Source organism: Gimesia chilikensis, assembly GCF_007744075.1.
Classification (GTDB): Bacteria; Planctomycetota; Planctomycetia; order Planctomycetales; family Planctomycetaceae; genus Gimesia; species Gimesia chilikensis_A.
This window is the reverse complement of sequence record NZ_CP036266.1, coordinates 6166141-6185296: the sequence shown is the minus strand read 5'-3', so window position 1 is coordinate 6185296 and position 19156 is coordinate 6166141. Positions and strand designations below refer to the sequence as shown.

15 protein-coding genes are annotated in these 19156 nt (G+C 50.9%); 12 read left to right on the top strand and 3 right to left on the bottom strand.

Annotated features, from left to right (window positions below):
• The first annotated feature begins 30 nt into the window (after window positions 1-30).
• The 8 genes from HG66A1_RS23245 to HG66A1_RS23210 all read left to right on the top strand — a co-directional run bounded on the left by HG66A1_RS23245 (window position 31) and on the right by HG66A1_RS23210 (window position 11035).
• Window positions 31-1509, top strand: a complete 1479-nt coding sequence (locus HG66A1_RS23245; RefSeq protein ID WP_145189728.1) for a sulfatase — start codon at window positions 31-33, stop codon at window positions 1507-1509.
• 67 nt (window positions 1510-1576) lie between these two features.
• Window positions 1577-3337 (top strand): serine hydrolase, encoded by a 1761-nt coding sequence (locus HG66A1_RS23240; protein WP_145189725.1) that lies wholly within the window; start codon window positions 1577-1579, stop codon window positions 3335-3337.
• Between the two features lie 71 nt (window positions 3338-3408).
• Window positions 3409-3915, top strand: coding sequence for a prepilin peptidase (locus HG66A1_RS23235; protein ID WP_145189722.1), 507 nt, complete (start codon window positions 3409-3411; stop codon window positions 3913-3915).
• 370 nt (window positions 3916-4285) lie between these two features.
• Window positions 4286-5155, top strand: a complete 870-nt coding sequence (rfbA, locus tag HG66A1_RS23230; RefSeq protein ID WP_145042840.1) for a glucose-1-phosphate thymidylyltransferase RfbA — start codon at window positions 4286-4288, stop codon at window positions 5153-5155.
• Window positions 5156-5534: 379 nt separating this feature from the next.
• Window positions 5535-6431, top strand: coding sequence for a glycosyltransferase family 2 protein (locus HG66A1_RS23225; RefSeq protein WP_145189719.1), 897 nt, complete (start codon window positions 5535-5537; stop codon window positions 6429-6431).
• On the top strand, window positions 6424-7398 hold the full coding sequence (locus tag HG66A1_RS23220; protein WP_232102019.1) for a glycosyltransferase family 2 protein: 975 nt from the start codon (window positions 6424-6426) through the stop codon (window positions 7396-7398). The genes HG66A1_RS23225 and HG66A1_RS23220 overlap by 8 nt, the downstream gene beginning before the upstream one ends.
• Before the next feature lie 85 nt (window positions 7399-7483).
• Window positions 7484-9946 carry a glycosyltransferase gene (locus HG66A1_RS23215; protein ID WP_145189713.1) on the top strand — a complete coding sequence of 821 codons (2463 nt, stop codon included), beginning with the start codon at window positions 7484-7486 and terminating at the stop codon, window positions 9944-9946.
• Window positions 9947-10069: 123 nt separating this feature from the next.
• On the top strand, window positions 10070-11035 hold the full coding sequence (locus HG66A1_RS23210; RefSeq protein WP_145189710.1) for a glycosyltransferase: 966 nt from the start codon (window positions 10070-10072) through the stop codon (window positions 11033-11035).
• A gap of 79 nt (window positions 11036-11114) precedes the next feature.
• Here the strand turns inward: HG66A1_RS23210 and HG66A1_RS23205 are convergent, their stop codons facing one another.
• Genes HG66A1_RS23205 through HG66A1_RS23195 form a run of 3 tightly spaced genes read right to left on the bottom strand, consistent with a single transcriptional unit; the run spans window position 11115 to window position 13282 of the window.
• Window positions 11115-11708, bottom strand: coding sequence for an SIS domain-containing protein (locus HG66A1_RS23205; RefSeq protein ID WP_145042829.1), 594 nt, complete (start codon window positions 11706-11708; stop codon window positions 11115-11117).
• Window positions 11709-11736: 28 nt separating this feature from the next.
• The gene (locus tag HG66A1_RS23200; protein WP_145189706.1) at window positions 11737-12489 is read right to left on the bottom strand and encodes an ABC transporter ATP-binding protein; all 753 of its coding nucleotides are present in this window, start codon (window positions 12487-12489) and stop codon (window positions 11737-11739) included.
• Between the two features lies 1 nt (window position 12490).
• Entirely contained in the window at window positions 12491-13282 is a 792-nt protein-coding gene (locus HG66A1_RS23195; RefSeq protein ID WP_145189705.1) for an ABC transporter permease, read from the bottom strand.
• Between the two features lie 510 nt (window positions 13283-13792).
• Between HG66A1_RS23195 and HG66A1_RS23190 the strand changes: the two genes are divergently transcribed.
• The 4 genes from HG66A1_RS23190 (at window position 13793) to HG66A1_RS23175 (ending at window position 19150) form a co-directional block, all read left to right on the top strand.
• Window positions 13793-15268 (top strand): nicotinate phosphoribosyltransferase, encoded by a 1476-nt coding sequence (locus HG66A1_RS23190; RefSeq protein WP_145189702.1) that lies wholly within the window; start codon window positions 13793-13795, stop codon window positions 15266-15268.
• Between the two features lie 50 nt (window positions 15269-15318).
• Window positions 15319-17310, top strand: coding sequence for an NAD(+) synthase (nadE, locus tag HG66A1_RS23185; RefSeq protein ID WP_145189699.1), 1992 nt, complete (start codon window positions 15319-15321; stop codon window positions 17308-17310).
• Window positions 17311-17404: 94 nt separating this feature from the next.
• Window positions 17405-18094 (top strand): NUDIX hydrolase, encoded by a 690-nt coding sequence (locus tag HG66A1_RS23180; RefSeq protein WP_145189696.1) that lies wholly within the window; start codon window positions 17405-17407, stop codon window positions 18092-18094.
• Between the two features lie 3 nt (window positions 18095-18097).
• On the top strand, window positions 18098-19150 hold the full coding sequence (locus HG66A1_RS23175; protein WP_145189693.1) for an ADP-ribosylglycohydrolase family protein: 1053 nt from the start codon (window positions 18098-18100) through the stop codon (window positions 19148-19150).
• The last annotated feature ends 6 nt before the right edge of the window (window positions 19151-19156 follow it).

The window sequence follows — 19156 nt, the reverse complement described above, 5'->3', positions numbered from 1 at the left end:
CACCCTGAATAGACAACGGGAGCTGAAATCATGGCGCGCGTGATTGTTCTGTCTCTGTTTACTCTCCTCTGGGCAACCGGAACCCTCTCCGCTGCCGATCAGCCGAATATCGTGCTGATTTTTATCGATGACATGGGCTGGAAAGACGTCGGCTGTTACGACAATGACTTCGTCGACACCCCCCGCATCGATCAGCTGGCAAAAGAAGGGATGAAGTTTACCGATTTCTACGCTGCAGGAGCTGTCTGTTCGCCCACGCGATGTGCTCTGCAGTCGGGACAGAATCAGGCGCGAATCGGAATTACCGATTTCATTTCGGGGCACTGGCGGCCTTTCGAGCGTGTAATCACCCCCCGCCCGACGATGGCGCTTCCCCTGGATACCGTTACTGTGGCAGAAGCCCTCAAGCCGGCCGGCTACACCACAGGCTACATCGGGAAGTGGCACCTGGGTAATGGACCCGAATTTCAACCCGAACGCCAGGGATATGATTTTTCTGCAGTCATCGGCGGTCCCCATCTGCCGGGAAAATACCGGGTGCAGGGCCGAAGCGATCTGAAACCGAAGACAGGACAATATCGCACAGACTTCGAAGCCGATTTGAGTATCGACTTCATTCGGAATAACAAACAGAAACCGTTCTTTCTGATGCTCTCCCCGTTCGCCGTGCATATCCCGCTGGGAGCGATGTCGGACAAGGTGGAGAAGTACCGTAAGAAAGCAGCCGACCTCAAACAGGATCTGCCTCATCCGGTTTACGCCGCGATGATTGAGCATTGTGACGAAATGGTGGGACGCATTGTTGATGCCATCGAGGCTGAAGGTTTGACGAACGAAACCATGGTCGTCTTCACTTCTGATAACGGGGGCCTCTATCGTCGGTATGACTACCGGGAGCAAGCAGACGACAATGTCTCAACCCAGGCACCGCTCAAAGGGGAGAAAGGTTCTCTGCATGAAGGGGGCGTCCGGGTGCCTTTAATTATCAAGTATCCGCCTCTGGTGAAACCCGGTACCGTCTGTAAGGAGCCGACCATCAGTTATGACTTCTATCCGACGTTTGTCGAACTTGCAGGCGCGTCACTGCCGAAAAATCAGACGATCGACGGAATGAGCCTGGTTCCATTATTGAAAAATCCGGATGCTCAGCTTAAACGAAGTGCCCTCTACTGGCACTACCCGCATTACCACCATGACCGCCCTGCCAGCAGTATTCGTGAACGGGACTGGAAACTGATTGAATACCTGGACGGCACCGGGGACATCGAACTCTATCAGATCAGTAATGACATCGGTGAAACGAACAATCTGGCAGGCGAAAAGAAAGGTCGCGTGGCTGACCTTAAGCAGAAACTCAATTCCTGGAGGCACAGTGTCAGTGCCCGGATGCCGTTGCCAAACCCCAGTTATGATCCCGACAAGGCTCATGAATGGTGGAATACACGCAGTGGTAAGCCGGTGGACAGTGACAGCCGCAAACGCTTCCCTCCTACCGAAAAAGATCTCTGAGCGCATTCATGACTTTCAGTTTGTGACTTGATTTCCTTCTGCACCATTCTTTCCAGGTAGCTGAGATATGAACGCTTATTTTTTGAAGATGCTGCTCTGTCTGATTCTGTTCATCAGTTTTCAGTGGCAACTTTCTGCCGCTGAGGTCACCCCCGACAAACCCCTGCTGCAGGAAACGTTTCAGGAGCCGCTTTCGAAAGACTGGTTCTGGGGATTGGGAACCTGGAAAGCTGAGCAGGGGATTCTCCGCGGCTACGAATCCGGTCCTCGTCGGCACGGCCCCGTCAAGATGCGGCGATTCGAACTGGGGGATGGCGTCGTCGATTTCGAATTTCGTCTGGAAGGCAAAGCACGGTTCGCGGGGATCATCTTTAACGGTTCGCAGCAGCGGGGGCATATTGTGCACCTTGTGATCAGCCAGGACCAGATTCGCGTGTTGGGACATGCGAAGAAAGGGGAGTCCGAGAACCTGCTGCAACAGCCCCACAAAATTGAGACGGGCCAATGGTATCCGGCGCAGGTTCGCTTTGATGGGCCCAGCATGACCGCAACCGTTGATGGGCAGAAAGTTACAGTCAAGGCCGACTACATCGCTGAACCCAAACTGACATTCGGCCTGGGCGGAGATTCCGGCGGACCCGCGGGGGAGAAAGCTGGAGCACTCGAGTTTCGGAACCTGAAAATCAGTTCTGCTCCGCCTGTGCAGACATCTCTGTCCGAGGCAGGGCGGGCTGCAATCCGATCAGAAATTCAGGCAGTGATCGACGAAGGTTATTATCCGGGCATCTCGATTCTGCTGATTCACCGTGGCCAGGTCGTGATGCGTGAGGCACACGGGGTTGTTGATATAGAGACGAAAAAACCGTTCACCGTTGATCAGCTCTGCTGGCTCGCATCGACCGGAAAACTCTTTACCGCGACACTGATGGCATCACTGGCGGACGAAGGCTTGCTGACCTTCGACGACCCGATCGCGAAGACCTGGCCTGCCTTTGCAGATATCCGGCTCTCCGATGGATCAAAGCCCAAGGACCAGGTCCGTTTGCGACATGCTCTGAGTCATACCTCCGGAATTCCGAATGATAACTGGCTCAAGGTGGAACGCCAACTGGAGAAGAACAGTCCCCAACTCGCAGGCTACGTGGCTCCCCAGACGGCAGGGGACTTTGTCAATGCCTGTCTGAAACTGGGACTGGTTGTTGAACCGGGAACAAAGATGATGTACGGGCGCCCGATTGATCTGGCAGCCTGTGTAGCTGAAAAAGTGACGGGGAACACATTCATTACATTGATGCAGGAGCGGGTATTTCAGCCGCTGGGCTTACAGCATACCACAATTCAGCCGACACCAGAGGAACTGAAACAGCTGGCCCCTCTGTATTCTTCTACGAAACCGGGAGTCTTCGAACCGGATCAATTTGGACTGGAAGTAGCAGCCCGTCAGAATAAAGGGCTTTCGACGGCGGGAGGCGGCGTCTATTCAACACTCGACGATCTGGGGACGCTGATGCAACTGCACCTCAATAGAGGAAAGCATGCCGGGAAACAGTTGATCCGCGCTGAAACACTCGAACTGTTGTATCAGCCACAGCCGGGAACGAACGGACGATATGGACTGGCCTTTCAGATTAAAGACAGTCAGGTCAACGGACATTCGCGAATACTGTCCCACCCTGGCTACTCGGGGCCGGTTGCCTGGATCGATTTTGAACGCAATCTGGCAGGCGTTCTGCTGATGCAGAGCAACACGGTCCAGCGTACGAAGCATCACAATCGCATCATCGATACCATCTATCGCTATCTTCCAGCGCAAGCCAAATCGGATTGATTCGGGAATCTCAAAAGAAAACACATCGATCACTCGAAGAGAATCATTTTGTAAGTGGAGTTTGTTGATCCATGTTTGCTGTTCCAATCCTGGTCTGGCCAGTGATTTGTGTATTGGCTCTGTTGTTGTCTGTGGCCATCTCGATTGAATTTCTCACGCAGCGCATTCCCAACTGGCTGAATCTGGCGGGTGTCTTTACCGGATTAGCACTGATCGTCTTTGATCATCAATGGGCCATGCATCTCACTGGATTCCTGGTGGGATTTGGTATCGGAATTATGCTGATGAGCAAAGGGTATGTTTCCGGAGGCTTTTCAAAACTGCTGATCGCCATCGGCACCGTCGCGGGGCCTGTCGTCCCCTTGATTACCCTGATCGTCTGCATTCTGCTGATACTGGGAACTTCAGTCTACGACAAGGTTCGGGGGCGTTACGAAAATACATTTGAGGTGCCCGAGGAGCTGGAAGTCCAGGATGATGATGCGCGTCGGCCGGGAGCATGGTTGGTCAAAGGGTCATTATTTCTGTCGCTGACGACCATCCTCGGACTTTTGCTGCTTTATCAACCTTGGAAGTAGCAGAATTACCTTTTAGTGAATGTGTTCCAGTGTGCACTTCTTTTTCGTTTGAGGGACGGAAAGACCTCAACACGTCTTCCTGTTTCTTGATTGAGTTCGCAAAATGTGAGTGAAGCTCTGCAATGCCTGCAAAGTTCCGAGATTTCCCATGTATTCCTGATTAAGATCCGGAAATCGTGTTGCTTTATTTTCTGAATTTCAATACCAAACGCTCACCAGTAGTAAAGCTTGAATTAGGCGCCTGCGGTGAGTTCCCGTGAATCAGAAGCTGCTTGAGATGGATCGAGGGACTGGGGGATGTTCCCGCACTGGTACAGGTTGGTTCTAATTCGTTCAACCTCAACCGTCTGAAACAGGACAGGAAAAGCAGATGTCGAGAAAAGGAATCGTACTGGCAGGAGGATCCGGGACCCGCCTTCATCCGGTGACCAAAGTTGTTTCCAAGCAACTGTTGCCAATCTATGATAAGCCGATGATCTACTATCCTCTTTCCTCTTTGATGTTGGCCGGGATCAGAGAAATTTTGATTATTTCGACACCACATGACCTCCCTATGTTCCAGGATCTACTCGGAACGGGAGAGCAGTGGGGCGTGCGGTTTGAATATGCCGAACAGCCGTCTCCGGACGGTCTGGCGCAGGCTTTTCTGATTGGTGAGGACTTTGTCGGATCCGATCCAGCCTGTCTGATCCTGGGAGACAATATTTTCTACGGACACGGCTTCACCGAAAGCCTGAAAGCGGCTGCAGCCCGCGAAACCGGGGCGACAGTATTTGGATACCAGGTGCATGACCCGGAACGGTTCGGAGTTGTTGAATTTGATAGCGATTTCAAGGCAATTTCGATCGAAGAAAAGCCGGAAAAGCCCAAATCAAATTTTGCGGTTACGGGCCTGTATTTTTACGATAACGATGTGATTGAAATCGCGAAAAACGTGAAGCCTTCAGCACGGGGCGAACTCGAAATCACCACCGTCAACAATGCTTATCTGGAACGTGGTGACTTACACGTCGAACTGCTGGGACGCGGTCATGCCTGGTTTGACACCGGGACACATGAGAGCCTGCAGGATGCCAGCCATTTCTTTCAGACCATTGAACATCGTCAGGGCCTGAAAATTGCCTGTCTGGAAGAAATCGCCTTTCAGAAGGGCTGGATTGACCGGGATCAACTGGCAAACCAGATCGAAGCACTTGGAAAAACCAATTACGGGAAGTATTTGACCAGGTTGCTGGGGTAGCTGGTCTTCCACTGAGATAGCGATTTATGTATAAAATGCCCGCTCGAATTGCTCAGTTTGACGCGCTTAACATTTTTCAGCTATTAATTTCAGGCAAAAAGCCCTGTATTTAGCCCGGTCTCGAAGTTCCAGCAGAGCTCGGAAATAACTTGTTTACTTGGATTTAAGTGAGTTTCAGTTTCAGATCCGCATGTATTCGTGACAGCACTGCTGTTGAAGCATCCCGGCCGTTCGAGATGACCTCCCTGTCTGAAGCGAGACTCAAAATAGATTTGCCCGGATCAGAAGTGATCATTTCTATGTCCTTAAACAGCAAATAGAAAATACTTCTGGCCCATCAGAAATGTTGTGTTATTAAGCTAGGATGGTGAAATAACATATGAATACTGTTGCATGTATTATTGTAACATATAACCCCGACTACGCAGGGGTGAGTCGTCTGCTGGCTGCCATCAGTCCTCAGGTGGCCCACGTGATTGTAGTCGACAACAGCCCCGCCAGAGCGACGCAGGAAGAGATCCTGAATCTCATTCCTGAGAACGGTCACTGTATCACGCTGGGGGGGAATCTGGGCATTGCAGAAGCGATAAACCGGGGCGTTCTGGCGGCAAAAGAACTGGGAGTCAGCCATGTGGTCCTGTTTGATCAGGACAGCTTACCCAGTCCCAATCTGATTGATTGTCTGCTGCATGCGATGGAAACAGAAACGCAGGCAGGCAGGAGAATTGCTGCAGTTGGTCCCCGATATCAGGATGTTAAAGGTCAGCATTCGTCTCCCTTCGTCAAATTAAACGGATTCCGTTTACAGCGTATTCCCTGTGCTGACGACGAACTCGTTTCAGTCGACCTGCTGATCACCTCGGGATCACTGATTTCGATCAAGGCTCTGGATGAGATTGGGCTGATGGAAGCACAATTATTCATCGATTACGTGGATACCGAATGGTGCCTGCGGGCCAATTCCCGAGGTTATGAAATTATTGGAGTCGGTTGTGCTCAGATGGAGCATGATCTGGGCAACCAGTTTATCAGACTCTTCGGGCGTACGATCCCGACTCATTCTTCGTTGAGATACTACTATCTCATGCGAAATGGATTGTGGCTGTTGAAACAAAAATGGGTCTCACGTTCCTGGAAAATAATGGATGCCAGACGGCTGTTTCTGGTGTCGGTGGTCTATTCGGTTTTTGTAGGGAGAAGGTTTGAGAACTGGAAAATGATCAGCCTGGGCATCTGGCATGCGATCATCGGTAGAATGGGAAAATATAGTGAATAGCTGTCAGATCTCGGTCATCATTGTTAATTATAATGCGGGAGAGAAACTGCTGAAATGCGTGCAGTCTCTTGTGGATTGTAATCTACAGCTGGAAATTATTGTCGTTGATAACAATTCCAGTGATACCAGCATATCCGATGTATCAAACGAGTTCCGACATTTCCGTCACATCCAGCTGATTCAAAACCAGGAAAACCTCGGCTTTGCAACTGCCTGTAATATTGGTGCCCGAGCGGCCGGCGGAGAGTATCTTCTGTTCCTGAATCCTGACTGCGAGATCGATCAATCGGCAATCACAAAACTGATTCGCTGCTTTGAAGAGACGCCGCAAACCGGGATGGCCGGAGGACGCATACTCAACAGCGATGGATCCGAGCAGGTTGGCTGCCGACGACTCATACCGACACCCTGGCGTGCTTTGTTGAGGGTTTGTCATCTTTCTTTTCTGGCACGGGTTTTTCCCCGTTATTTCGAAAATTTCAATCTGAATCAGCAGGAAGTCCCCGATGGTCCTGTTGAGGTCGAGGCTATTTCCGGGGCCTGTATGCTGGTCTCCCGTGAATCTTTTGCAGACGTGGGGGGCATGGATGAAGAGTATTTTCTGCACTGCGAAGATCTTGACTGGTGCATGAGCTTTCGCAATCGAGGCTGGAAGATCATGTTTGTTCCGGACGCCCGGCTGGCCCATTTCCAGGGGACTTGCAGTAAATCGCGTCCGATCTTTGTGGAGTGGCACAAGCACCACGGGATGGTCAGGTTCTATCGGAAACATTTCACAGGTCAATATCCTGCCGTCCTGATGTGGCTTGTGATGGCAAGTGTCTGGCTGCGTTTCAGTTTGTTGTGTTGTTATTATTCGTGTCGGAAATTGCTGAGTCGGGAGAAAACCGCTTCCGTTGAAAGTGAAGTCCAGTTTCAGGAGGGGCGATCTCCTGATGAGTATGTGCAACAGAAAATTGCGGGCTGATTGTTCTTATTTGTATTTGAGGTCATAAACGGAGTTCAATTTTATACTGCCACAGGAGGTAGTGTGAAAACCTGGGGGAATTGTGATGGATGAAAAATGGCGCATTCTGCTAATCAACTCGAAGAAGAGTGATCCGAATTTCTATATCTGTCTGCAAGTCAGAAATGCCCTGCAACGGCATGCAGATGTGGAGCGGGTCGAACTGGTTGATTATACAGATGCGATTACCGTTGCCCGGAACGGCAGTTTCAATCTATTGATTGTCTACGGTGGCGAAAGTATCAATCGCCCCATCATCTATACGTTGAAAAAACTCTGCGGCACCTCCGCTGTCTGGTTTACGGAAGATCCGTATGAGTTAAGCAACAACATCAGGCAAAGTGATCTGTTTGATTGTGTCTTTACCAATGATCCCGGTTCTGTTTCCAAATATCCTTGCCCGGCCTGCTTTCTGCCTCTGGCATCAAGTGAGGAATTTCATTACCACGAGATTCCCGAATCCGATGAGAACTATCGTTATGATGTGAGCTTCATCGGTACTGCCTGGCCCAATCGAACCGAATTTATCCGGTCGCTATTGAAGGCCAAACCGGAACTGAAATATAAACTGGCACTGCCTGCAAATGAATTTCTGCCCCCGGTGAATCTGCCGGTACCTCGCTGTGAAATCAATTGGCGAACTCCCAATTCGGAGTTGGCCAAAATTGCGAATGTCAGTAAGTTTTCATTAATTTTACACCGTGAATTCAGCGCATCCGGCAATGATGCCAAGGCGGAATCGCCTGGTCCTCGACTCTTCGAAATTGCCATGGCTGGTGGATTACTGCTTGTTGATGATTCTCTGGATATGAACTCGGAGTTATTCATTCCGGGGGAAGAGTATCTTCCCTTCAAGGATATCAAAGAGTGTGTTCAGCAAATTGAGTACTTCTCCCAGAAGCCCGAGGAGAGGAAAAAAATACTGGAAGCCTCGCAAAAACGTGCGATTCAAAATCATACCTACGATCAAAGAATCGATACCCTTTTAGAAACATTAAATTCACATAAAACATCGGAGGTTTCTCAGTTGATCACTCAATCCAATCCAAAGAAAAAAAGACTTCTCAAAGTTGTCCATAATGTAATCAACGTTCAACCCTTTGGTGGTGTTGAAGTTTACGTTGATGGCATCGTCAAAAAACTGAAGGATAACTATGAAATATTCTTTCTGATTCCGAACAAGCAGAAAGATCGACAGAAATCTTACCTCGTACTGGATGCGGATTATAATGTGCTGGAAGAGTTGAATTTCAGTTCGCCGATCAATGGAAACTGGTTATCTGAACCGGAACGCGAAAGTCGTTTCTTTGACCTGCTGGTGAAATATCAGATCGACATCGTTCACTATCATCACCTGATTGATCACATTCCTTCATTGCCTCTGATTTCTAAAACGCTCGGGATTAAGAGTGTATTCAGTATTCAGGATTTCTATTATCTCTGCGATTCATTCAATCTGTATAACGAAAAACATACCTACTGTGATGTACGCAACCGCTGTATTGAAACCTGTGATGTTTGTGCCTTTAAACGGGCGGGTTTTGCAGCCGGGATGGTGAAAAAGAGAAGAGCATTTTTCGAACGGGTGCTGAAAAGCACAGACGTTGTGATCGGTTATTCTCAAACGACCAAATCATACTACGAACGGATTTATAAAGGCCTGGACAACATGCAGGTCATGCCCCTCCCCACGCCGATTGTGGATGGAGATCGCCCTGTCGGAAAACAGCTTGATAAAATCAAAGTCGCGATTCTCGGTAACTTTACCACCAACAAAGGTGCGGAAGTCTACCTGGATATGTTCCGAGCCATGGCAGATGATGATATCGAGTTTCATATTTATGGCAGCATCAATGATCACTACTCTCATATTCTGAAAGTGTGGGATTTGAAAAATGTATTCATTCATCAAGGATACGACGTTTCTGAACTGAAACATCTGTTGAAAGATATGAATGTCTCTCTGCACCTGTCGACCTGGCCAGAGACATTTTTGTTAACTCTGTCTGAGGCTTGGTACAATAATCTGGTCCCCATCGTCAGTGATATTGGCGCTCAGGGTGAACGGGTCACCGATGGTGTGGATGGCTTTGTGGTTCCCCTGAATGATTGTGGCGGCGCCATCCATACGCTCAGACGCCTGAAATCTGACCGGGAGTTGTTTCAATCTGTCGTCGATAATATCGCAGAACTCGATGTGACGGGCGTTGATCAGCATGTGGAGATTTTAGAGGAGATCTACGAAGGGCTGGAGTGCGAACATATTGAAGAGTATCCGGAAGGTCACTCAGATATGTCATTGAAAAGCCTGTCGCAGGGACTGATCAGTGATACCCTGGTCCAGCATACCGCTTCAGATCCTGAATCGGTTGATTCAAGTGTGCTGGTGATCGATAAATCATATCCTGAAGCCCGACTGCAGCAGAAGTTGCGAAAAGCCTATCGCTTTTACAGGTCGAATGGTATCAAGAAAACCTGTAGTCGTATCGTCGCAGAATTGAAACGCTGATCGTTGCGAAAGACGTACTGACTCAATACGGAATCGGCAACGATATCGATTCGCCGGAGAGCCTGTTTATTCTCCGGTCCCTAATGTGTTATACCTGGATTCAATAACAGGCAAATAGATTTGATGTCACATCAGAAAAGTATTTTGATCTCGGGTGCATCCTATGATGCCCTGAATAATAACTCTGTCCTGAGATCTTACGTTACAGAAGGATTTCAGGAAATCCTCGGGGCTGGCCAGGTACATCAGGTCGCGTTGGATTATGTGATTGAGGGACTGGAAAAATACAAACCTGATATCCTGTTGATGTTTGGCTCCTGCATGCCTGATGACATCTCGTATCAGGCAGTCAAAAAGCACTGTCAGACACATGATATCCTGCTCTCATTCTGGTTGCATGACGATCCCTATGAAATTGATTACCGATTCAAAGTTGAGGATGTGGCTGATGTAATCTTTTCGAATGACAAATGGGCCAGCCAGCATTATGCGCATCCACATGTTTTTCATATGCCCCTGGCAGCATCTAAAAAGACGCATTTTCGACAGGTCACAGATCAGTATGAAAATGATATCTTCTTTTGTGGGGTTGCCTTCGCAAATCGGGTCCAACTGATCAAAGATCTGGCACCCGTCCTGTCAAAATACAAAACCATCATCCGGGGAGCGGAATGGCCTGTGAACCTGGCTGACTACGTTGTGAATCAAACCATTTCGAATGAGAAGTTGATCGAGTATTACGGTAATTCCCGAATTACGCTCAATGTCGGCCGCCATTTTGATTATGCCAATAACAGGTTCAAACTGGTCCCTTCCACACCCGGACCGAGAACTTTCGAAGCTGCGATGGCCGGTGCTGTGCAGTTCTTCTTCACGGAAAGTCTGGAAATCCTCGACTATTACGAGGACGGCACCGAGATCGTACTGTTCGACTCTGTCAGCGATTTTGGGAAGCAGCTGGAGCAGCTGTTTGATGATCCGCAGTCTCTGGTTAAGATTGGTCAGGCGGCTCAACAGAAAACGCTGGCGCAGCACAGTTATGCCAATCGTGCTGCCAGCATCCTGGATATATTAGCGCGACACATTTGAACCGCGGAGTCGACAGGCTCACGATGTTATGCTGAGATGATCTCCCCGCAGGGCCAGAATTCAGTCTGGGAGCAGCGTTTTAAAGTTCGAAGTCAAACAGGGCCGCTTCGACACACTCACAAAGCGTGTGCTCCAGTACCAGGTGCACTTCCTGGATCTGGCTGGTTAACTCACCAGGGGCAATCACGCAGACGTCGCTCCATTCACGCACTGCTCCGCCATCGTGGCCGGTGAAGACAATGCTTTGGATGTTGCGCTCGCGGCAGACCTGCAGGGCCTTCACGATATTCGGCGAATTCCCGGATGTCGTAATTCCCAGAAAGACATCTTTCGAGCTCAGTTTGCCCGCAATCTGGCGGGAGAAGATCTGATCGTAGCCATAATCATTGCCAATGGCGGTAATGATCGAGGAGTCTGTAGTGAGCGCTTCCGCAGGCAGCGGGGCACGGTCCCTGGCCAGGCGACTGACAAATTCCGCAGCCAGATGCTGGGCGTCAGCCGCGGAGCCACCGTTCCCGGCAACGTACAGGCGGCCCCCCTGCTGATAGCAGTTCAATACGATGTCGACTGACCGGGCAAATTCGGCCTGAGTCTGTGCGTTCTGCAACAACTCGTTTTTGGCTGCGATGGAACGTTCCAGGTTTCTGCAAATGATTCTGGTTGCCTGGCTCATGGAGAATTGCTCCGAAAATCCGTATGGTTTATGTCTGGTAATCCGCTGACTGATAAATTTCCAGCACTTCTTCGATCTCACCCTGGGCAAAGGGAGTTCCGTTTTTGAGAAGAAGTGCCGTGTTACAAAACTCTCTGATGACATCATCTGAATGTGAAGCAATCACCATGATTTTGGCTTTGTTCATGAATTCATTCAATCGGGCTTCCGCCTTATGGATAAAGCGGGCGTCCCCGGTACCAATGACTTCGTCCATCAGCAGAATCTCCGATTCCAGCGATGTCATAATGGCAAATGCCAGCCGCATCAGCATCCCGGAAGAATAAACTCGTACCGGCAGATCAAGATATTTGCCCAACTCGGTAAACTCTGCGATTTCTTCGAGCTTGTCTTCGATTTCGGCGGTGGTCAGTCCCAGCAGACGACCACGCAGAAAGATATTCTCAAATCCCGTGGCTTCTTGTTCAAAACCCAGTGTAATATTCAGGGTCGAAACAACGCGTCCCTCAATATCCACAGAGCCTTGTGTCGGAATATAGATTCCAGCCAGAACTTTCAGTAATGTGGATTTACCGGCACCATTGTGTCCAATCAAACCCAGACGGTCGCCGTCCCGCAGTTCCAGGTCGATTCGATCGAGGCCTGTAACGACCATTGTGCCACTGTCCCGGGTGATTTTTCCTCCGGTCGCAAAGTTCAGCAGCCTGTTTTTCACGGATCGGTCGCCGGCCCCGATGATCGGGTAATGCAGCGTTACATTTTCTACTTTAATCCTGGCCATATCAAATCCAATAAACAATCCGGTCTCGTTTGTAGGCGTAAAGTAAGAGGCTGACAGCAAAACCGATAATACTGATTCCTGCGGTAATCAACCAGGAGCTCAATGCAGGAGTCTGGTTCAATATGGGGGCGCGAGTCAGGTCAAGGAAGTAAGCAATCGGATTGAACATCACAACCCAGCTGTCTTCTCCTACGAGCTTGGGTAACCAGGTTATCGGAGAGACGAAAAACAGCACCTGTACCATACTTTGAATAATGGGGGCCAGGTCACGATAGCGGGCACCCACGATCCCGAAAAACAGGGTGATCCAGAACAGATTCAACAACACCAGAAACAGACCTGGAATCACGAGAAGTGTCTGTAATTGAGGCCAGATTTTAAAATAAAAGCAGACAAACATGATAAACAGGGCATTGTGCAGGAAGATGATCGTGTTACGTGCCAGCGCCCGGAATACAAAGACCAGCAGATTGATTTTCATATCTTTGAGATAAGCGGCATTGTCAATGAAGATCGTGGGAGCTTCACTGATGGTCGCCGCTATGAGCGTCCAGAACAGATAACCTGCCGCCAGGTTGGGCAGATATTCATCGGGAGCCATGTTGAACAGTTTGGAGTAAACAACTCCCAGGGCAATGATAAAAATTGCCATACTGATCGTGATCCAGAATGGACCAATTTTAGATCTGCGATAACGGATGCGAATATCAAACCATGCCAGAAACATACATAACCGGCTGGATTTGATCACGTCGACCACATCTTCCAGAGCGAGTTTGACTCGATTATTCATTAAACATCTATATTATTGAATGGTAAGTGCTGACAATCCTGCGACCACGAGAGTCGACTCCATCAGGTTGGCGGGCTTGAGGTTAGTACCAGTAATCAGCCGAGCCCGATTTCGTAAGCTTCATCAGTCTCGGAGCAGACTCAGGATTGCAGGAAGTGGTAAAGACAGGTTGAACAATATTCAAAAAACGTGAGTCGCAAAGCCTTAGGCTCAGGTTAATCAGGCAGTGAAGATAAAATAGCTGGTGGGGGAGTATAGTAGAATCGGTTCAAATCGAGCAACATTAATTCCAAGGTCTGGTTTTCGGAACTGAAATGACGTAAATGATTGCCTGTTAATTGGATAAGTGAAGAGTTTTTCAGTACCAAACTTGTCAGTGATCACCCCTTTCCGGCTCCTTACAGGGAGCAGGGGAGTGAAATTCCGTGAATTTATCAAGATGATCAGAATGATGTATTGAACCGGGCTGGTTAGTGTCTATAATACACTAACGAATCGGAGGAACCCACAATGGCCCTGAATAAGATCTACGATACTTCACTGACGCTCTTAACAGACCTGTACCAGCTGACGATGGCACATGGATACTGGAAAACAGGGAGAGCTGAACAGGAAGCCGTCTTTCACCTCTTCTTTCGCAAAAATCCGTTTCAGGGTGGTTATACCATCGCCGCCGGTCTGGAATACGCTCTGGAATATATCAGGCACTTCCAGTTCAGCGAAGATGATCTCAGTTATCTGAAGACGCTGGAAGGCAACGATGGCCGCCCCTTATTCTCCAGTGGCTTTCTGGAATACCTGGCGGATCTGCGGATCACCTGTGATCTGGCAGCGGTTCCGGAAGGGACCGTGGTCTTTCCCCACGAACCCCTGGTGCGGGTCACGGGACCGATTCTGCAGTGTCAGTTGCTGGAAACCGCTCTACTGAATCTGATCAACTTTCAGACGCTGATCGCCACCAAGTCGGCACGCATCTGTACCGCCACGGGGGGAGATCCGGTTCTGGAGTTCGGATTAAGGCGGGCCCAGGGAATCGATGGCGGCCTGGCAGCCAGTCGAGCCGCCTATATTGGTGGGTGTGCAGCCACATCCAATGTGCTGGCCGGTAAGCTGTTCGGAATTCCCGTCAAAGGAACACACGCTCACAGCTGGGTCATGTCCTACGATGACGAGCTTTCCGCCTTCGAAGATTACGCCCGGGCCATGCCTAATAACTGCGTCTTCCTCGTCGATACCTACGATACACTCGATGGAGTCCGCAATGCGGTTCGCGTCGGGATTCAGTTAAAAGAGTCCGGTCATCAAATGGTGGGGATCCGGCTCGATTCGGGAGATCTCGCGTATCTCAGTATCGAAGCCAGACGCCTGCTGGATGAAGCGGGGCTGACGGAAGCCGCGATTGTGGCCAGCAATGACCTGGATGAAACCACCATCAGCAGTCTCAAAATGCAGGGAGCCAAAATCGCCGTCTGGGGTGTGGGTACTCGCCTGGTGACCGCCTTCGAACAACCCGCCCTGGGAGGGGTTTACAAACTGGGAGCGATCAGGAATGAAGACCAGGAATGGGAACCCCGTTTGAAATTGTCCGAACAGGCCATCAAGACCTCTACCCCCGGAATTCTACAGACCAGACGCTATCTGAATGAAAACGGGGCCGTGGCCGACATGATCTTTAATGAACTTGCTCCGCCAACCTCGGAACGAAGCGTGTTGATCGATCCTCTGGATTCAACGCGGCGACGCGTGCTGGACGACAAACTTGACTCTCAGGATCTATTGATCCCCGTGGTCCAGCAGGGGGAGATCGTTCATCAACACGAATCATTGTCAGTCATTCGCGAACGGGCACAGCAGCAGTTGGATCTGTTCCACGTGGGCATTCAGCGGCATCTGGAGCCACACGAATATCCCGTTGGTCTGGAACAGGGTCTGTATGATTACAAAACCGAACAGATTCTGCTGGCACGAAAATTAAATCATCAGTGACACACGGAACCATGAATCAAGCTCATGCTGAAAAATGAAATGAACCAGCCATGAAACTCATCCAGATAGCCGCTGTTGCTCTGAATCAGACTCCATTGGACTGGTCCGGGAATGCGGCCCGGGTCAGACAGGCGATCGAAGCGGCCCGCAATGAAGGGGCCTCGCTAATATGTTTACCCGAGCTCTGCCTCACTGGCTATAACTGTGAAGACACTTTCTTTTCGATCGACGTTCAACAGCGGGCGCTGTCAGCTCTGCTGGAACTGCTCCCCTTGACGAAATGGACCGTCGTCTCAGTAGGACTTCCGCTGATGTATGGCGGTGCCCTCTATAACTGTGCCTGCCTGATTGCCGACGGTCAGATTCTGGGATTCGTCGCCAAAAATCATCTGGCCGGCGATGGCATTCATTACGAACCACGCTGGTTCAAAGCCTGGGATTCCACGTGCGTGGGTGAAATCACGATTCAGGGTCAGGCATACCCGATCGGCAATTTGATCTTTGAAGTAGACGGTGTCCGGCTCGGCTTCGAAATCTGTGAAGATGCCTGGGCCGCACGTCGCCCCGGACGTGAACTCTCGCAGGCAGCCGTTGATCTGATTCTCAATCCGAGTGCCAGCCACTTCGCCTTTGGCAAACAGGAAATCCGCAGGCGACTGGTTCAGGAAAGCTCGCGGGCGTACGGCGTGACTTACGTTTATTCCAATCTACTGGGGAACGAAGCGGGCCGCATCATCTATGACGGTGCCACACTGATTGCCAGTAACGGCTCGCTGCTGGCAGAGGGACAGCGGCTCTCATTTCAGGACGTCTCCGTAACATCCGCGATCGTCGACATCGATCTAACCAGAATGAATCGGGCCCGTCTGGCCAGTTTTCAACCCCGGCCGGGAGCCTTCCGCGAAACTACGATCACAGCCGATTACCAGTTTCCCGAGATTCCGTTTCGAACCTTGCACTGCCAGGCTGCTGACTGGGAACGTTCAGACTCGATCAAAGAGGAAGAATTCACGCGGGCCGTGGCACTGGCGTTATTCGACTATCTGCGTAAGAGCCGGTCTCAAGGCTTCGTGATTTCACTGAGTGGCGGTGCAGATTCTGCAGCGGCTGCGGTCCTGGTCTGGGCCATGCTCAAACTGGGACTCTCCGAACTGGGAGCCGATGGATTATCCCAAAAGCTTGCCTATCTGACCGGAACCAAACCGAAATCCGGTTTCGCCGAACTGATCAATGGGTTGTTAACCTGCGTCTATCAGTCTACCCGCAACAGTTCCGAAACGACGGCGAGCGCCGCGGCCGGGCTGGCGGAGGGGATTGGCGCTGATTTTCTGAATCTGGATGTCGACGCCATCACACAGGCGTATGTGGACCTCGTATCAAAGGCAATCGGGCGGGAGCTGAACTGGGAAACCGATGATATTCCACTCCAGAATATTCAGGCCCGGAGCAGGGCACCGGGAGTCTGGATGATTACCAATCTACGAAATGCCTTGTTGCTGTCAACCAGTAACCGTTCGGAAGCAGCTGTGGGTTATACCACGATGGACGGCGATACGTGCGGCGGATTGTCGCCAATCTCCGGGATTGATAAAGCGTTTCTCAGAAGCTGGCTGCGATGGATGGAAACGGTCGGCCCACTGCAGGTAGGAACGGTTCCCGAACTGAACCTGATCAATCAGCAGGAGCCGACTGCAGAACTGCGTCCGCAGGAAGCAGAGCAGAAGGATGAACAGGATCTGATGCCTTACGAATTATTGGACTGGGTCGAGCGAGCTGCAATTCGCGATAAGCGTAGTCCTGTGGAGCTCTACCGACTGGCACTCGTGGAGTTTCCCGCTGAACAGCCCGCACAACTGGTGGCATGGATCGAACGCTTCTTTCGGCTCTGGTCACGGAACCAGTGGAAACGCGAACGGTACGCCCCCTCGTTTCACCTGGACGATGAGAATCTGGATCCGAAAACCTGGTGCCGTTTTCCCATTCTCTCGGGAGGCTTTGAAGAAGAACTGGCGGAACTCCGTCGTGTGGCAGAAGCCCAATGATCGTTGGCATGAACTAATAAACCAGCCTTGGATGCTGACTGGCTGAACTAGATAGAGACATAAAAAAGATCTGTGAGACAATAAAGGGTTTGAGATGAAATACAGCTATGAATATCCGCGGGCCGCTTTAACAGTGGACTGCGTCGTGTTTGGCCTGGATGAAGATGATCTGCAGATTCTGCTCATTCAGCGGGACCTGCCCCCGTTTGAAGGGGACTGGGCACTCCCGGGTGGGTTTGTTCGGCTGGAAGAAACACTGGACGAGGCTGCCTTGCGGGAGTTGAGTGAAGAGACCGGTTTGAAAAATGTCTATCTCGAACAGCTGTATTCCTTCGGAACCGTGAACCGGGATCCTCGGGAGCGTGTCGTGACAGTAGCTTACTATGCCCTGGTGAATCTGTCGGACCACCGGGTGCAGGCGGCCACCGATGCCCGGAATGCCGCCTGGTTCGCGGTGGACGACATACCCTCGCTGGCCTTTGACCACGACCAGATTCTGGAAATGGCTCACGAACGCCTGCGGGGCAAAGTCCGTTATCAGCCCATCGGCTTTGAACTGCTGCCTCCCAAATTTACCTTAAGGCAGATTCAGCATCTGTATGAAGTCATTCTGGATCGTCCGCTGGATAAACGTAATTTTCGTAAAAAGATTCTCAGTATGGGAATCCTCATTGAACTGGACGAAGTCGAGACGGATGTCGCGCATCGGGCCGCGCGCCTGTATCAGTTCGACCGTCGCAAATACAAACGCCTGACCAAACAGGGGTTTCACTTCGAGATCTGAACCATGGACAATTACTCTCGTATTCTAGGGTGTTTACTGGGAACCGCGGTCGGAGATGCCGTCGGACTGAAACGGGAAGGCTTATCCCGCAAACGTTCCCGACGTCTGTATGGGGGGCCTCCACTTTCTCCCGATCTGTTTTTGAACAGGGGGTATTGCAGCGACGATACCGAACACACCCTGATGGTCGGACGAGCTCTGGTACTTTCCCGGGGTGTGCCCGAAGATTTCGAACGACGACTGGGGCGGGACCTTAAGCACTGGCTGTTAACCCTACCGGCCGGGATCGGACGGGCCACGCTTCGCTCCTGCCTGAAACTGTTAGTTGGCGTTGCTCCTCAAAACAGCGGTGTCTTCAGTGCAGGGAATGGGCCGGCCATGCGTTCTGCACTGTTGGGGCTCTGTGCATCTTCCGAGTCACACCTGCAGGAACTGGTGCTGAGGAGCTCAAGAATCACTCACAAAGATCCCCGCGCCGAACAGGGTGCACTTCTGGTAGCCCGGGCGGCGCGACTGTCACTGACAGAACCGGGACAAAGCCCGCGGGAATTTCTTGCTAACAGCGTCTCACAGATTCAGGATGCAGAACTCAAGTCGGCAATCGAGAATGCAGTCGAACATCTCGCACGTCAGAGTACTCCCGAAGAGTACGCACACGACCAGGGCTGGAGCAATGGAATCTCCGGCTACATTAACCAGACTGTTCCCGCGGCGCTCTACTGCTGGGCTTATACTGCGGATGATTTTCGGCAGTCAGTTGAAAATGCCGTCATGCTGGGGGGCGATGCCGACAGTGTGGCTGCGATTGCAGGAGCCATCAGTGGAGCGAACCTGGGAGTCGAAGTGATTCCCGGCGAATGGAAACAACAACTGGCAGAATGGCCGCGAACCATCGCGTGGATGGAATCGCTGGCGGAGTGTCTGTCGCAAATGGATGAAACTGCGGATCCGCAGGCACCCCCTCCCATGCACTGGCTGGCTACGATTCCTCGGAATCTGCTGTTTGCTGCCGTGGTGATCAGCCTGGGGGGCCGACGCCTGCTTCCGCCCTATTGAACCGAG

Coding starts and splice junctions, on each gene's coding strand:
- HG66A1_RS23245 (WP_145189728.1), top strand. CDS start 31: ATGGCGCGCGTGATTGTTCTGTCTCTGTTTACTCTCCTCTGGGCAACC.
- HG66A1_RS23240 (WP_145189725.1), top strand. CDS start 1,577: ATGAACGCTTATTTTTTGAAGATGCTGCTCTGTCTGATTCTGTTCATC.
- HG66A1_RS23235 (WP_145189722.1), top strand. CDS start 3,409: ATGTTTGCTGTTCCAATCCTGGTCTGGCCAGTGATTTGTGTATTGGCT.
- rfbA (WP_145042840.1), top strand. CDS start 4,286: ATGTCGAGAAAAGGAATCGTACTGGCAGGAGGATCCGGGACCCGCCTT.
- HG66A1_RS23225 (WP_145189719.1), top strand. CDS start 5,535: ATGAATACTGTTGCATGTATTATTGTAACATATAACCCCGACTACGCA.
- HG66A1_RS23215 (WP_145189713.1), top strand. CDS start 7,484: ATGGATGAAAAATGGCGCATTCTGCTAATCAACTCGAAGAAGAGTGAT.
- HG66A1_RS23210 (WP_145189710.1), top strand. CDS start 10,070: ATGTCACATCAGAAAAGTATTTTGATCTCGGGTGCATCCTATGATGCC.
- HG66A1_RS23205 (WP_145042829.1), bottom strand. CDS start 11,708: ATGAGCCAGGCAACCAGAATCATTTGCAGAAACCTGGAACGTTCCATC.
- HG66A1_RS23200 (WP_145189706.1), bottom strand. CDS start 12,489: ATGGCCAGGATTAAAGTAGAAAATGTAACGCTGCATTACCCGATCATC.
- HG66A1_RS23195 (WP_145189705.1), bottom strand. CDS start 13,282: ATGAATAATCGAGTCAAACTCGCTCTGGAAGATGTGGTCGACGTGATC.
- HG66A1_RS23190 (WP_145189702.1), top strand. CDS start 13,793: ATGGCCCTGAATAAGATCTACGATACTTCACTGACGCTCTTAACAGAC.
- nadE (WP_145189699.1), top strand. CDS start 15,319: ATGAAACTCATCCAGATAGCCGCTGTTGCTCTGAATCAGACTCCATTG.
- HG66A1_RS23180 (WP_145189696.1), top strand. CDS start 17,405: ATGAAATACAGCTATGAATATCCGCGGGCCGCTTTAACAGTGGACTGC.
- HG66A1_RS23175 (WP_145189693.1), top strand. CDS start 18,098: ATGGACAATTACTCTCGTATTCTAGGGTGTTTACTGGGAACCGCGGTC.